Genomic DNA, 12,599 nt, shown 5'->3' with positions numbered 1-12,599 from the left:
GACGGAGTTGCAACATATTGTGGCCGAAATGCAACGAAATTTCGATGGAATTTTAACGAATGGATCGAACGATCGAGATGTCGAGGTCGCGGATCTTCTTCCGTAGCGTGTTTCGATTGACGCCGAGGAGGTCCGCCGCCTTGACCTGATTTCCCCTTGTCGCAGCGAGCGCGGCCGCAATCAAGGGATACTCGACCTCCCGCAAGATCCGCCCGTGAAGCCCTGGCGGCGGGAGATCGTTGCCATAGGATGAGAAATAGTCGGCCAAGTATTTTTCGACCGACGCCGATAGGTCGATGGGTTTGCTGGCATCCGCGTCGCCGCTGAGCGACTTGGCGTGATCGTTCGAAAGCTCATGCTCGATCAGTTCGGCCGTGATTTCGTCTTGCGGATAAAGCGCGCAAAGACGGCGGACGAGGTTTTCCAGCTCACGCACATTGCCCGGCCAAGAATAGCGCCGCATCACATCCAGCGCGCCGGAGGTCAGCGTCTTTCGCGCCAGCCCTTCCTTCTGCACCATGGCAAAGAAATGGTTGGCCAGATCGCTGAGATCCTCGATCCGCTCGCGCAGCGGCGGCAGGCGAAGCGGAACCACATTGAGGCGATAGAACAGATCTTCGCGGAACAGGCCGCGTTGGATGAGCTGCCTCAAATCCTTGTTGGTAGCGGCGACGATCCGAACATCGGTCGCGATCGGCGTGCGCCCGCCCACCACGGTATATTCACCCTGTTGGAGGACGCGTAGAAGCCGCGTCTGCGCCTCCATCGGCATGTCGCCGATTTCGTCCAGAAACAGCGTGCCGCCTTCCGCCTGTTCGAAGCGACCGCTGGTGCGGGTTTGGGCGCCGGTGAACGCGCCCTTCTCGTGGCCGAAGAGCTCGGACTCGATGAGGTCGCGCGGGATGGCCGCCATGTTGATGGCGACAAACGGGCCTTTCCTGCGACGGCCGTAGTCGTGAAGCGCGCGCGCCACCAACTCCTTGCCGGTGCCGGATTCGCCCGTGATCGTCACGGTCAGATCCGTCTGCATCATGCGGGCAAGCGCGCGATAGATTTCCTGCATCGCAGGCGAGCGACCCACGAGCGGGATGGTTTCGCCATTGTCGTCCGGGTTCGCCATTCGGGCCGGGTTCTTCGGCTCAGCCAAGGCACGTCGAACGATCGAGATGAGTTCCGTCAGGTCGAAGGGTTTGGGAATGTAATCATAGGCCCCCTTCTCCGAGGCCTTGATGGCGGTCATGAACGTGTTCTGCGCACTCATGACGATGACTGGCAGGTCCGGCCGCGTGTTCTTCATCTTCGGAAGAGCATCGAAGACGCTGCCGTCCGGCATGAGAACGTCGGTGATCACGAGATCGCCGTCACCGGCGCTGACCCAGCGCCAGAGGGTCGCGATGTTCGAGGTGACGCGGACCTCGAACCCGGCACGCATCAAGGCTTGAGAGATCACGGTTCGGATTGCGGCATCGTCATCCGCAACGAGAATTTGCGAGGTGGCCATTATCGCGTCCGTCTTCCCGTGGTCCGGTTTGATGAGCTGTCAGTGATGTTCGAGTCGATCCAGGCAGGCATCAAAATTCGAAAGCTCGTATGCCCCGTGTGGGATTCGCATTCGATAACCCCGCCATGATCCCCGACGATCTTGGCGACCAATGCGAGCCCGAGACCCGTTCCACTTGGTTTGGTCGTCACGAACGGATCGAAAATATGCTCGCGAATATCGTCGGGCACGCCGACACCATTGTCTTCGACGATGAATTCCAGCGGCAGGGTCACCCGCGATTTCGTGCCCGGCACCGAGAGACGCACGCCTGGCCGGAACGCGGTGGACAGCTTGATCTCGCCCCCTTCTCGGCCCGCCACCGCTTCGCTGGCATTTTTCAGTAGGTTGATGAAAACCTGAATCAGCTGGTCGCGATTAGCGTAAACCGGAGGCAGCGACGGATCGTAGGTCTCTTGGATGCGAATGCCGCGTGCGAACCCGCTTTTGGCCAGCGTTTTGACGTGTTCCAACACCGAATGGATGTTGACCGCTGACCGCTCGATCGGCCTTTGATCCGAGAAGACCTCCATCCGATCCACAAGTTTGACGATCCGGTCGCTTTCTTCTTGGATCAGACGCGTCAGGACGCGATCGTCATCATTGGCGGAGGATTCGAGAAGCTGCGCCGCTCCCTTGATGCCTGACAAGGGATTGCGAATTTCGTGCGCCAGCATGGCTGCAAGCCCCGTCACCGTCCGCGCCGCCGAGCGATGCGTCAGTTGTCTGTCCATCTTGTCGGCGATCGATCGAAGCTGGACCATCACCACGACATGCCCTGGCTTCTCGCCGAGGCTCGAAACATAGACATCCACCAGCCGCTCGCCGCCCAGGCGAGGCGAGGAAACGTCCACACGGTATTCGCTGATGCGGGAATCGTGCTCGCGGACCTGATCGATCAATCCGAAAATCGGGCTGTCGTGCGGGATGAAGTGTCCGAGATCGCGCTTGGTCAGACTTGCCGAACTGGCCGAGAAGAACTGTTCGGCGTCCGAATTGACGAAGACGAATCCATTCGTCGGTCCCAGCACGAACACAGGATGCGGCAGGGCATTCAGAATGCCCATCTCGTTGGAGGAGAACGACGCACTCGCGTTGGTGGTCATGGTCACGCCGCTTTCCGCAGGGTACGAAGATCCGGGTCGGCATCGCCGATCGTGAGGCCGGCCAATAAATGTTGCAGTCCGCTGAGCACATGAGAGGGTTCGGTCTCGCGCAGCAATAGGGCCTTTTGCGCATCGAAGGTTCCGATACGATCCAGATACCAGCCCAGATGCTTGCGGGCGTGGCGTAGCCCCGCCGCTGCGCCGTAATGCGAAAGCATCGCTTCGTAGTGGCTGCAGATAAGATCAGCCAAGCCGTGGCTCGCCAAGTCGGCCGGCGCACAACGAGCTAGATAGGCGGGGAACCAAGGGCGTCCGCAGACACCGCGTCCGATCATGACGGCATCCGCTCCGCTCTGCGCCAGCATGATGGGATGATCCTGACAGCTGACGAGATCGCCATTAGCGATGACGGGAATCGTCACAGCCCCTTTTACCTCGGAAATGGCAGACCAATCGGCTCGGCCCTCGTAGAACTGATCCCGCGTCCGCCCATGGACCGTTACCCATGCAACACCCGCCATTTGAGCGCGCGCGGCGAGTTCCGGCGCGTTCAGAGACTGCCGATCCCATCCCAGACGCATCTTGAGACTGACCGGCACCCGCCCTGCCCCTTCCAACGTCGCCTCGATCAGGCGAAGAGCATGGTCGAGATCGCGCATCAGGGCCGAGCCTGACGCGCCGCCGACCACCTTTTTGGCCGGACATCCCATATTGATGTCGATCAGTTCGGCACCCTCTGCGGCTGCAAGTTGTGCAGCCAGACGCATGGCATTCGCCTCACGCCCCGCCAGTTGGATGGCATGGCACCCTTCACCATCCGGGGCCATGCGCAGACGGCTATCTTCGTGCCCTTTGATCAGTTCCCCGCTCGCGATCATTTCGGAGAAGGCCAGCTTCAACCCGAACGATCGAACGAGACGGCGGAACGGCATGTCCGTGATGCCGGACAAAGGCGCTAGAACGACACGCGTGAATGCATCCGCCCCGCCGGAAAGGCGCGCGAGGAGGTGAGAAGGAGTGGCATCGCTGTCATAAGCGGCAGCCGCAACGTTTGGCGCGTTTTCCATCATTGTTTCTGTACCATATCCGGGCATGCTTAAAAGACAAGCACACGCACGTTGACATGCACATATAATGTTGCGCTGCACGTATGCGCGGAGCGCACCCCCCTTGCAACTTGTCCTTCTTGCGATAATCCCCTTACGAGGTAGGGGGGCTTTGATGGATCAGAGCAAGACGGCCGTGGTGATCGTGGCCGCTGGCAGGGGTGAGCGAGCCGGACAGTCGGCCGAGGGCCCCAAGCAATATCGGCGGATCGGCGGCCGGCCGGTCCTGCAATGGACCGTGGAAGCCTTCCTACGATTCCCGATGTTCCAGAACATCGTGGTCCTGATCCACCCGGACGATGTGGATCGGGCTCGGGATTGTCTTGCGTCTTACGGGGATCGGGTCCGTCTCGTAGAAGGCAGCATCACACGGCAAGCCTCCGTCTTGAAAGGTTTGGAAGCTCTGCGCGAGGCAGCGCCGCATGTCGTTTTGATACATGATGGGGTGCGCCCTTTCGTATCCGAGCGCGTGATTGCCTCCGTTCTGGATGCCATCACGGAACGAGGCGGAGCGATCCCCTCGGTTCCGGTCACAGATACGATCAAGCGGATGGGCGATCGCGGCTTGATCGCCAACACGGTCGATCGGCGCGAACTTTTCGCCGCGCAGACGCCGCAGGGCTTTCCCTTCGGCCTGATCCTGGGCGCGCATGAGGCGGCGGTTCAGCAGACGGCTCTTTCCTTCACCGACGATGCCTCGCTGTTCGAATGGCTGGGCCATCCCGTGGCGCTGGTGCCCGGCGAGATCGGAAATGTGAAACTGACCCTGGCGGAAGACATCGTCGCGGCCGACAACAAGCTTAAAGGAACTTCCGGCATGATCGATGTCCGCACCGGTAATGGCTACGACGTGCATCAACTCGTCGAAGGCGATCACGTCACCCTCTGCGGCGTCCGTATTCCGCACGATCAGTCGCTTCTGGGACATTCCGATGCGGATGTCGGTTTGCATGCCTTGACGGATGCGCTGCTTGCGACCTGCGGAGCGGGTGACATCGGCGCCCATTTCCCGCCGAGCGATCCCCAATGGAAAGGCGCTGCTTCGACGCTGTTCCTCCAGCACGCGGTCGAGATCGTCCGCGCCAAGGGCGGCCGTGTCTGCAACGTCGATATCACCTTGATCGCGGAAGCACCGAAGGTCGGTCCGCATCGCGCCGCCATGGTCGCCTGCATTTCGGAGGTCACCGGATTGGACAACGAGCGCGTTTCGATCAAGGCGACGACGAACGAGATGCTGGGCTTTATCGGCCGGCGCGAAGGCATCGCGGCGATCGCGACAGCCAGCGTCGTTTACGGCGAGGCAGAGGAACGGTCATGATCGATGACGCCGTTCGCCACCGCGCCCTTGCCGTCATCGAACAGGCCACGGCTCGGTCATGGACTGTGACTGCAGCCGAGTCATGCACCGGCGGCCTGGTGGCGTCCGCTCTCACGTCGATCCCGGGATCGTCGGGATCTTTCGGCTGGGGGTTCGTCACCTATTCCAATCTCGCGAAGCAGAAGGTTCTTGGCGTATCGGCGCTGGATCTCGAACGCTACGGCGCGGTGTCGGAGGTGGTGGCACGGGCGATGGCCGAAGGCGCGCGATTGGCCTCAAACGCTGATCTGGCTGTCGCTATCACAGGAATTGCGGGGCCAGGCGGTGGCTCTCCGAACAAACCCGTTGGGCTTGTGCATTTCGCGGTCTCGATGCAAGCTCGAACCCGTCATCATGTCGAGCAGTTCGGTGATCTAGGACGCGACCGAGTGCGCGACGGCTCTGTCATCGTCGCGCTCGATCTTCTTCTCGAGGCTCTTTCCTGCACCGAGTGCAATCAAGCGGGTTGATCGCTCGCTGCGGGATTTGACTTGTAAATCTCGTCCGCGCGTTCTTTGAAGGCCGACGAAAACCGCCGAAAGGCGAAATCGAACATGGAACCCATCAAGAGTCCGAGCGTGCGGCTCTTGAACTCGTAATCGATGAAGAACACGACCTCGCAGCCATCAGGATGGTCGCGAAACATCCAGCGGTTTTCAAGATACCGAAATGGCCCATCGACATATTTCACGTCGATTTCACGCTCCGCCGGCTTCAGCAGAACCTGCGACGTAAACGTCTCGCGGACCATCTTGTACGCGACCGTCATATCCGCGATCAGCAACATCTTCTCATCACGCTCTTTTCTGGAGCGCACGACAAGGCGTTGGCAGAGCGGCAGAAATTCTGGATAGCGCTCGACATCCGACACGAGGTCGAACATCTGGCGAGGCGTATGCCGGACGATCTGGCTGTTTTCGAACTTAGGCATGAAATTTAAGCTGCGGCCTGCTTGGCCAAGCGCGCCGCCTTCAGCCTTTCGAAATCCTCACCCGCATGGTGAGAGGACCGCGTCAGAGGGCTGGACGCCACCAGAAGGAAGCCTTTCGTTTTCCCAACGGTCTCGAACGAGGTGAATTCATCCGGCGTGACATAGCGGATCACGGGATGATGCTTGCGTGTCGGCTGGAGATATTGGCCAATCGTCATGAAATCGACGTCCGCCGTCCGCAGATCGTCCATCAGCTGAAGGATTTCGTTTCGCTCTTCGCCCAGCCCGACCATAATGCCCGATTTCGTGAAGATTGTGGGGTCGAGTTCCTTGACGCGCTGCAGCAGGCGGATCGAATGGAAATAACGCGCGCCCGGACGCACAGTCAGATAATTGCGCGGCACCGTTTCGAGATTGTGGTTGAAGACATCGGGCTTCGCCTCGACCACGCGCTCCAGCGCTCCCGGCTTTCGCAGAAAATCCGGAGTCAGGATTTCGATTGTCGTGCCCGGTGCCGCCGCGCGGATTGCGCGAATGGTCTGCACGAAATGCTCGGCGCCGCCATCGGGAAGATCGTCGCGATCCACCGACGTGATCACAACATGGGAGAGCCCCATTCTCGCCACCGCGCGTCCGACACTTGCCGGCTCCTCCGGGTCGAGAGCGTGCGGAAGTCCGGTAGCGACGTTGCAGAAGGAACACGCTCGCGTGCAAATCCCGCCCATGATCATGAAGGTGGCGTGCTTCTTTTCCCAACATCCACCGATATTGGGGCACCCCGCTTCCTCGCAGACGGTGACGAGTCTGTTGGATTTGACGAGTTCGCGCGTCTCGAAATAGCCAGGGGAAACGGGCGCCTTGACGCGAATCCAATCGGGCTTCGGCAGCACCTCCGTATCGGGACGGTGGGCCTTTTCGGGGTGTCGTGGCCGAGGCGCCGCCTCAGCCACTGTGCGCGTGTCGAGAATGGTGACCATGAGCCTTATCTAAGACAGGCCACCTTCGGACGCAACGAGACCTTAGGCTCGGCCGCGGATCGCGCGCCAAAGGAAGATCAGGATGCAGGCGCCGACGATGGCGACGATGAGCTGCGTGAGCCAGTTCGGATTGGTGTAGACGCCGAGCAGGCCGAGGATGAAGTTGAGGAACAGGGCACCCACGATACCCAGAATGATGTTGGTCAGAAGGCCGACATTGGCCTTCATGATCTTTTCCGCGATCCACCCCGCCAAACCGCCGAGGATGATCGACATGATGATTCCAACGCCGTTCATACAGAAACTCCTTCCAAGCCTGCGGCCATCTGGCTCGCCCAAATTGTAGATGGGCGAAATTGTGGCTGGTCAAGGCGGGATGAAGTTTCAAAACGGCGTCGGGGCGCCGGATCACATGTGGATGACGCGTCCATAAGCGTCGAGAACGCTCTCATGCATCATTTCCGAGAGCGTGGGATGCGGGAACACCGTATGCATCAGGTCTTCTTCGGTGGTCTCCAGACCCATGGCGACCACGAAGCCCTGGATCAGTTCCGTCACTTCCGCCCCCACCATGTGCGCGCCGAGAAGCTCGCCGGTCTTGGCGTCGAAAACGGTTTTGACCATGCCTTCCGGCTCGCCCAGAGCAATGGCCTTGCCGTTGGCGATGAACCGGAATCGACCGACCTTTACCTCGCGGCCGTTTTCTTTGGCTTTGGCTTCTGTCAGCCCCACCGACGCGACCTGTGGCTGGCAGTAGGTGCAGCCGGGGATCTGCTCACGCTTCATCGGATGGACATGGAGCCCCTTGATCGCTTCGACGCAGATCGTGCCTTCATGCTCGGCCTTGTGCGCCAGCATCGGCGCACCCGCGACGTCGCCGATCGCGTAAACGCCTTCGATATTGGTTCGGCCGACCGCGTCGATCTTGATGATGCCGCGCTCCACAGCAACGCCGATCGCTTCGAGGTTCAGACCTTCGGTATTCCCCTGAACACCAACGGCCGAAATCAGCCGCTCGGCCTTCAGCACCTGGCTCTTGCCACCCTGCTCGACCGTCACTTCCACGCCGTCGCCGGTCTTGGCGACCTTCGCGACCTTCGCATCGGACAGAATCTTCAGACCCTGCTTCTCGAACTGCTTGCGCGCGACCGCTGCGATCTCCGCGTCTTCAACGGGCAGGATCTGCGGAAGCAGTTCGACCACCGTTACGTCCGCTCCCATGGTCCGGTAGAACGACGCGAACTCGATGCCGATCGCACCCGATCCCATCACGATCAGCGATTTCGGCATGGAAGCCGGCTTCATCGCCTCGAAATAGGTCCAGATGCGGTCGCCATCCGGCTCGATGCCCGGAAGCACGCGGGGCCGCGCGCCGGTCGCGATAATCACATGCTTAGCCTTGTACGTCCCATAGCCAAGCACGCCCTTCGGAACCGCGTTCTGCGGCTGGACAGCTGGTTTGGTTGGCTCGCCGACCTCGACTTCGACGGGACCACCCTTCGCGGCCTTGCTAATCTTGGCCTGACCCCAGATGATATCGATCTTGTTCTTCTTCATGAGCATCGCGACGCCGCCGTTCAATTGGGCGGACACGCCCCGCGAACGCTTCACCACGGCATCCATTTCGAAGGTCGGCTTTTCGATCTTCAGACCGTAGTTCGAGCCATGCTCCGCATAATGGAAAATTTCGGCCGAGCGCAGGAGCGCTTTGGTCGGGATGCAACCCCAGTTCAAGCAAATGCCACCCATATGCTCGCGCTCGACAACGGCTGTCTTGAAGCCGAGTTGCGCGGCACGAATGGCTGCGACGTAGCCGCCCGGACCACCACCGATAATGAGGATGTCGTAGCTTTCGGCCATCGGAACGGCTCCTTCTGAGACAAGGACGACGCGCCCGAAATGGCGCGAGACAATTTCTAGAAACGGGACTTCAAGGCTGATGCCAAGGCAAAGCCTAGTGTGCGGGTGTTTTCTGCGTCGAGATGAACGCCATCCAAGGGGGTGGCCACGCAATGATCTGAAGCTGCCAGATGAGCGCATTGCTCCTGCTGCGCAACGCGAGCATAGGCGGATTTGAGCTGCCTCGACTCTTCGATCGCGCCGCCGAACATCTGATGAAAGTCCGGGTCCTGCGTTGGCACCAAGGCTGGTGGGGAGACGATCAACACATCGGGGATCGCGAAGCCCATCGTCGATCGAAACTCACGAACCACAGCGATGAGGCGCTGGATACCGGCGGCAGCCTGAAAAGCCGTTCCGCCGCCGGTGTGACGCTTCAGATCATTGGTGCCGAGCGCTAGAATCACGACGTCGATCGGCTCATGGGAGGCCAGCATGGTCGGTAAAATTCGCGCGCCGTTGCGATCCGCAGCCGCTAGATGGTCGTCATACGCCGTGGTCCGGCCGTTCAGCCCTTCGGGAATGATCCTGACGTCATCGCCCAATTGGTGGGCGATGACGGATGGCCAGCGATCAGCGTAGGCATGGCGGCTAGGACCCTCGGCATCATAGCCCCATGTGAGGGAGTCGCCGTAGCATAGAATCGTCTTCATGCCTGCGCGTCTCCCTCCCGAAGCTAAGTCGTTAGACCAACATGCTCATCGGATTTTCGATGAACTGCTTGAACGCCGAAATCAATTCGGCGCCGAGCGCACCGTCCACAGCCCGATGATCCGTGGAGAGAGTCACCGTCATGACGTTGGCGACCGAGATCGCCCCGTTCTTGACCACGGCCCGCTCCTCGCCCGCACCGACCGCGAGGATCGTGGCATGAGGCGGGTTGATGACGGCGGAGAATTCCTTGATGCCGAACATACCGAGGTTCGACACGGCGGTCGTGCCACCCTGATACTCTTCCGGCTTGAGCTTGCGGCTGCGAGCGCGCTTGGCGAGATCCTTCATCTCGTTGGAGATGGCGGACAAGGTCTTCTCCTCGGCGCGACGGATGATCGGCGTGATGAGGCCGCCATCGATGGACACCGCCACGCCGACATCGGCATGTTTGTGCTTCAGCATCGCGCTATCGGTCCAGGACACGTTGGCGTCCGGTACCGCCTTCAGCGCGCAGGCCATGGCCTTGATCACCATGTCGTTGACCGACAGCTTATAAGCTGGGCGTTCGCCCGCCTCGCCCTTGATGGTCGGGGCTGCCGTATTGAGCTGCTTGCGCAGCGCGAGCAGCGCGTCGAGTTCGCAATCCACCGAAAGGTAGAAATGCGGCACCGTCTGCTTGGATTCCACGAGACGCTTGGCGATGGTCTTACGCATTCCGTCATGCGGAATCTTCTCGTAAGAGCCTTCTGCGAAGAGCTTGAGCGTGGCGTCGTCGTTGGGGGCTTTCGCAGCCGGGGCCGGCGCGGCGACGGAAGCACTGGCCTGCGCCTGAGGCTTGTTCTCGGCGGCGGGCTTGGGGCTTTGCGCCGCGCGTTCGACGTCGAGCTTGATGATGCGGCCATGCGGGCCCGAACCGGAGACAGCTCCAAGATCGACGCCCTGCTCCTTTGCGATACGGCGGGCCAAAGGCGAAGCGAACACACGTGTTCCCTTCGAGGCCGATGCCGAACCGGCCTGACCGCCTTCGCTCGATGTCGCGGTTTCTGGTGCGCGCTCATAGCCGCGCTGGGAGGCATCCTTCGCGGACGCTTCCGAACCGACCGCGGCATTGTCGGCCGCTGGCGACGATGCTATCGGCTTGGAGGCGGAGGCGGCAGGACCGTTGCCGGTCTCGGCTGCCGACGCGTCCTCGCCTTCCGCTGTCAGAACGGCGATGATCGCGTTGACCTTGACGCCTTCCGTTCCGGCGGGAACGAGGATCTTGGCCACCGTGCCTTCGTCCACGGCCTCGACTTCCATCGTGGCCTTATCGGTCTCGATTTCGGCGATGACGTCTCCGGACGAGACCTTATCGCCTTCCTTGACCAGCCACTTAGCGAGATTGCCTTCTTCCATGGTCGGCGAGAGCGCCGGCATCGTCACGTTGATCGGCATCTGCCCGGATCTCCTCAATCGCCCTCATGGTGGGGCTTCGAATTCGTCTTACGCTGTGCGGGCGGCGAGCGATCTCAAGCCTTGCACGACCCGCGCCGCGCGGCAGGAGACAGCGCGGACGCTGTCTCCTCTTTTTTCGAAAGGCTCCCTCGAAATGGAGGAAGCTCAGCTTGATGTCAGCGGTAGCAGACGGCCTTGACCGCCTCGACGACGTCCTTTGCCGAGGGAAGCGCGAGCTTTTCCAGATTGGCGGCGTAAGGCATCGGAACGTCCTTGCCGCAGACCTTGAGCACCGGCGCGTCGAGATAGTCGAAGGCGCGGACCATCAGCTGCGAGGCGATCTCGGAGCCGATCGAGCTCTGCGGCCAGCCTTCTTCGACGGTCACGCAACGGTTCGTCTTCTTCACCGAGCGGACGATCGCATCGACATCCATCGGACGAATGGTGCGAAGGTCGATGACCTCAGCGTCGATCCCTTCCTTCGCCAACTGCTCGGCCGCCGCGACCGCATAGGTCATGCCAATACCGAAGGAGACGATCGTGACGTCCTTGCCCTTGCGGTGGATGCGAGCCTTGCCGATCGGGACAGTCCAATCCTCGACCTGCGGCACTTCGAAGGAATGGCCGTAGAGAATCTCGTTCTCGAGGAAGATGACGGGATTGGGATCGCGGATGGCAGACTTCAGAAGACCCTTCGCGTCCGCCGCCGAATAGGGCTGCACGACCTTGAGGCCCGGAATATGGCTGTACCAGGCGGCGTAGTCCTGGCTGTGCTGCGCGGCGACGCGCGCCGCCGCGCCGTTCGGCCCACGGAACACGATCGGGCAGCCCATCTGACCGCCGGCCATGTAAAGTGTCTTGGCCGCCGAGTTGATGATCTGGTCGATCGCCTGCATGGCGAAGTTGAACGTCATGAACTCGACGATCGGACGCAGACCCGCCATGCCCGCGCCGACGGCCATACCTGCAAAGCCATGTTCGGTGATCGGCGTGTCGACCACGCGACGCGCGCCGAACTCGTCGAGAAGCCCCTGGCTGATCTTGTAGGCGCCTTGATATTCCGCGACTTCCTCACCTAGGAGGAAAACGGTCTCGTCGCGGCGCATTTCTTCTGCCATGGCCTCGCGTAGCGCTTCGCGCACCGTCTTGGTTTCCATGGTCGCTCCGGCCGGAACTTCTTCCGCGAAGTCGCCATCGGCGTCTTCGGCCGTGGGGTGCGACAGGCTCTGGGCCGGAACGGCAGCCGGCTTCGACTTCTCGGCGTCGGTCGCCTCGGGCTTGGCTTCCTGCGGAGCGCTGGCAGCGGCCGGGGCCGAAGCCTTGCCGATATCGGCGGCGCTTTCGCCTTCACCCAGCAGGATCGCGATCGGCGCATTCACCTTCACGCCTTCCGTGCCGGCGGCGACGAGGATCTTACCGATTGTCCCCTCGTCCACGGCCTCGACTTCCATCGTGGCCTTGTCGGTTTCGATCTCGGCGATCACGTCGCCCGGAGAGACGCTATCGCCCTCCTGCTTGACCCACTTCGAGAGAGTGCCCTCTTCCATGGTCGGCGAAAGGGCGGGCATCAGGATTTCGGTCGGCATGGCGCCCTC

The 12,599-nt window shown here is 61.1% G+C and carries 12 protein-coding genes; 2 read left to right on the top strand and 10 right to left on the bottom strand.

Annotated elements, in window-relative coordinates; translation table 11 throughout:
* Nucleotides 1–52 precede the first annotated feature (52 nt).
* The 3 genes from ntrC to AUL28_RS13125 are packed head-to-tail and all read right to left on the bottom strand — an operon-like array spanning nucleotide 53 to nucleotide 3,716.
* The gene (ntrC, locus tag AUL28_RS13135) at nucleotides 53–1,501 is read right to left on the bottom strand and encodes a nitrogen regulation protein NR(I) (RefSeq protein WP_062233337.1); all 1,449 of its coding nucleotides are present in this window, start codon (nucleotides 1,499–1,501) and stop codon (nucleotides 53–55) included.
* A complete protein-coding gene (locus AUL28_RS13130) occupies nucleotides 1,501–2,646 on the bottom strand; it encodes a two-component system sensor histidine kinase NtrB (protein WP_058598349.1) in 1,146 nt (381 codons plus the stop codon). The genes ntrC and AUL28_RS13130 overlap by 1 nt, the downstream gene beginning before the upstream one ends.
* 2 nt (nucleotides 2,647–2,648) lie before the next feature.
* Complete coding sequence (locus AUL28_RS13125; protein WP_082640451.1) at nucleotides 2,649–3,716, bottom strand: tRNA dihydrouridine synthase; 1,068 nt, start codon at nucleotides 3,714–3,716, stop codon at nucleotides 2,649–2,651.
* Between the two features lie 151 nt (nucleotides 3,717–3,867).
* On the opposite strand from AUL28_RS13125, the gene AUL28_RS13120 reads away from it, so the two are divergent.
* The gene (locus AUL28_RS13120) at nucleotides 3,868–5,070 is read left to right on the top strand and encodes a bifunctional 2-C-methyl-D-erythritol 4-phosphate cytidylyltransferase/2-C-methyl-D-erythritol 2,4-cyclodiphosphate synthase (RefSeq protein ID WP_062233334.1); all 1,203 of its coding nucleotides are present in this window, start codon (nucleotides 3,868–3,870) and stop codon (nucleotides 5,068–5,070) included.
* Nucleotides 5,067–5,579: a CinA family protein gene (locus AUL28_RS13115; RefSeq protein WP_062233331.1), complete on the top strand. Its 513-nt coding sequence runs from the start codon at nucleotides 5,067–5,069 to the stop codon at nucleotides 5,577–5,579. The genes AUL28_RS13120 and AUL28_RS13115 overlap by 4 nt, the downstream gene beginning before the upstream one ends.
* Here the strand turns inward: AUL28_RS13115 and AUL28_RS13110 are convergent.
* From AUL28_RS13110 to AUL28_RS13080, 7 genes are all read right to left on the bottom strand, one after another.
* Nucleotides 5,567–6,040 (bottom strand): type II toxin-antitoxin system RatA family toxin, encoded by a 474-nt coding sequence (locus AUL28_RS13110; protein WP_058598352.1) that lies wholly within the window; start codon nucleotides 6,038–6,040, stop codon nucleotides 5,567–5,569. The genes AUL28_RS13115 and AUL28_RS13110 overlap by 13 nt on opposite strands.
* Nucleotides 6,041–6,045: 5 nt before the next feature.
* Nucleotides 6,046–7,017 (bottom strand): lipoyl synthase, encoded by a 972-nt coding sequence (gene lipA / locus AUL28_RS13105; protein ID WP_062233328.1) that lies wholly within the window; start codon nucleotides 7,015–7,017, stop codon nucleotides 6,046–6,048.
* A 42-nt stretch (nucleotides 7,018–7,059) separates the two neighbouring features.
* The gene (locus AUL28_RS13100) at nucleotides 7,060–7,314 is read right to left on the bottom strand and encodes a GlsB/YeaQ/YmgE family stress response membrane protein (protein ID WP_058598354.1); all 255 of its coding nucleotides are present in this window, start codon (nucleotides 7,312–7,314) and stop codon (nucleotides 7,060–7,062) included.
* 111 nt (nucleotides 7,315–7,425) lie between these two features.
* Nucleotides 7,426–8,877 (bottom strand): dihydrolipoyl dehydrogenase, encoded by a 1,452-nt coding sequence (lpdA, locus tag AUL28_RS13095; RefSeq protein WP_062233326.1) that lies wholly within the window; start codon nucleotides 8,875–8,877, stop codon nucleotides 7,426–7,428.
* 56 nt (nucleotides 8,878–8,933) lie between these two features.
* The gene (locus AUL28_RS13090) at nucleotides 8,934–9,569 is read right to left on the bottom strand and encodes an SGNH/GDSL hydrolase family protein (protein ID WP_062233323.1); all 636 of its coding nucleotides are present in this window, start codon (nucleotides 9,567–9,569) and stop codon (nucleotides 8,934–8,936) included.
* 31 nt (nucleotides 9,570–9,600) lie between these two features.
* The gene (locus AUL28_RS13085; RefSeq protein ID WP_062233321.1) at nucleotides 9,601–11,004 is read right to left on the bottom strand and encodes a pyruvate dehydrogenase complex dihydrolipoamide acetyltransferase; all 1,404 of its coding nucleotides are present in this window, start codon (nucleotides 11,002–11,004) and stop codon (nucleotides 9,601–9,603) included.
* 176 nt (nucleotides 11,005–11,180) lie between these two features.
* Complete coding sequence (locus AUL28_RS13080; RefSeq protein ID WP_062233318.1) at nucleotides 11,181–12,590, bottom strand: pyruvate dehydrogenase complex E1 component subunit beta; 1,410 nt, start codon at nucleotides 12,588–12,590, stop codon at nucleotides 11,181–11,183.
* Nucleotides 12,591–12,599: the final 9 nt, after the last annotated feature.

Origin of the sequence: Aureimonas sp. N4, from assembly GCF_001463925.1 — a bacterium.
Taxonomy (GTDB): Bacteria; Pseudomonadota; Alphaproteobacteria; order Rhizobiales; family Rhizobiaceae; genus Aureimonas; species Aureimonas ureilytica_A.
Note: the sequence above shows the minus strand (reverse complement) of the source record. Positions and strands in the feature narration are given on the sequence as shown.

Coding starts and splice junctions, on each gene's coding strand:
- ntrC (WP_062233337.1), bottom strand. CDS start 1,501: ATGGCCACCTCGCAAATTCTCGTTGCGGATGACGATGCCGCAATCCGA.
- AUL28_RS13130 (WP_058598349.1), bottom strand. CDS start 2,646: ATGACCACCAACGCGAGTGCGTCGTTCTCCTCCAACGAGATGGGCATT.
- AUL28_RS13125 (WP_082640451.1), bottom strand. CDS start 3,716: ATGATGGAAAACGCGCCAAACGTTGCGGCTGCCGCTTATGACAGCGAT.
- AUL28_RS13120 (WP_062233334.1), top strand. CDS start 3,868: ATGGATCAGAGCAAGACGGCCGTGGTGATCGTGGCCGCTGGCAGGGGT.
- AUL28_RS13115 (WP_062233331.1), top strand. CDS start 5,067: ATGATCGATGACGCCGTTCGCCACCGCGCCCTTGCCGTCATCGAACAG.
- AUL28_RS13110 (WP_058598352.1), bottom strand. CDS start 6,040: ATGCCTAAGTTCGAAAACAGCCAGATCGTCCGGCATACGCCTCGCCAG.
- lipA (WP_062233328.1), bottom strand. CDS start 7,017: ATGGTCACCATTCTCGACACGCGCACAGTGGCTGAGGCGGCGCCTCGG.
- AUL28_RS13100 (WP_058598354.1), bottom strand. CDS start 7,314: ATGAACGGCGTTGGAATCATCATGTCGATCATCCTCGGCGGTTTGGCG.
- lpdA (WP_062233326.1), bottom strand. CDS start 8,877: ATGGCCGAAAGCTACGACATCCTCATTATCGGTGGTGGTCCGGGCGGC.
- AUL28_RS13090 (WP_062233323.1), bottom strand. CDS start 9,569: ATGAAGACGATTCTATGCTACGGCGACTCCCTCACATGGGGCTATGAT.
- AUL28_RS13085 (WP_062233321.1), bottom strand. CDS start 11,004: ATGCCGATCAACGTGACGATGCCGGCGCTCTCGCCGACCATGGAAGAA.
- AUL28_RS13080 (WP_062233318.1), bottom strand. CDS start 12,590: ATGCCGACCGAAATCCTGATGCCCGCCCTTTCGCCGACCATGGAAGAG.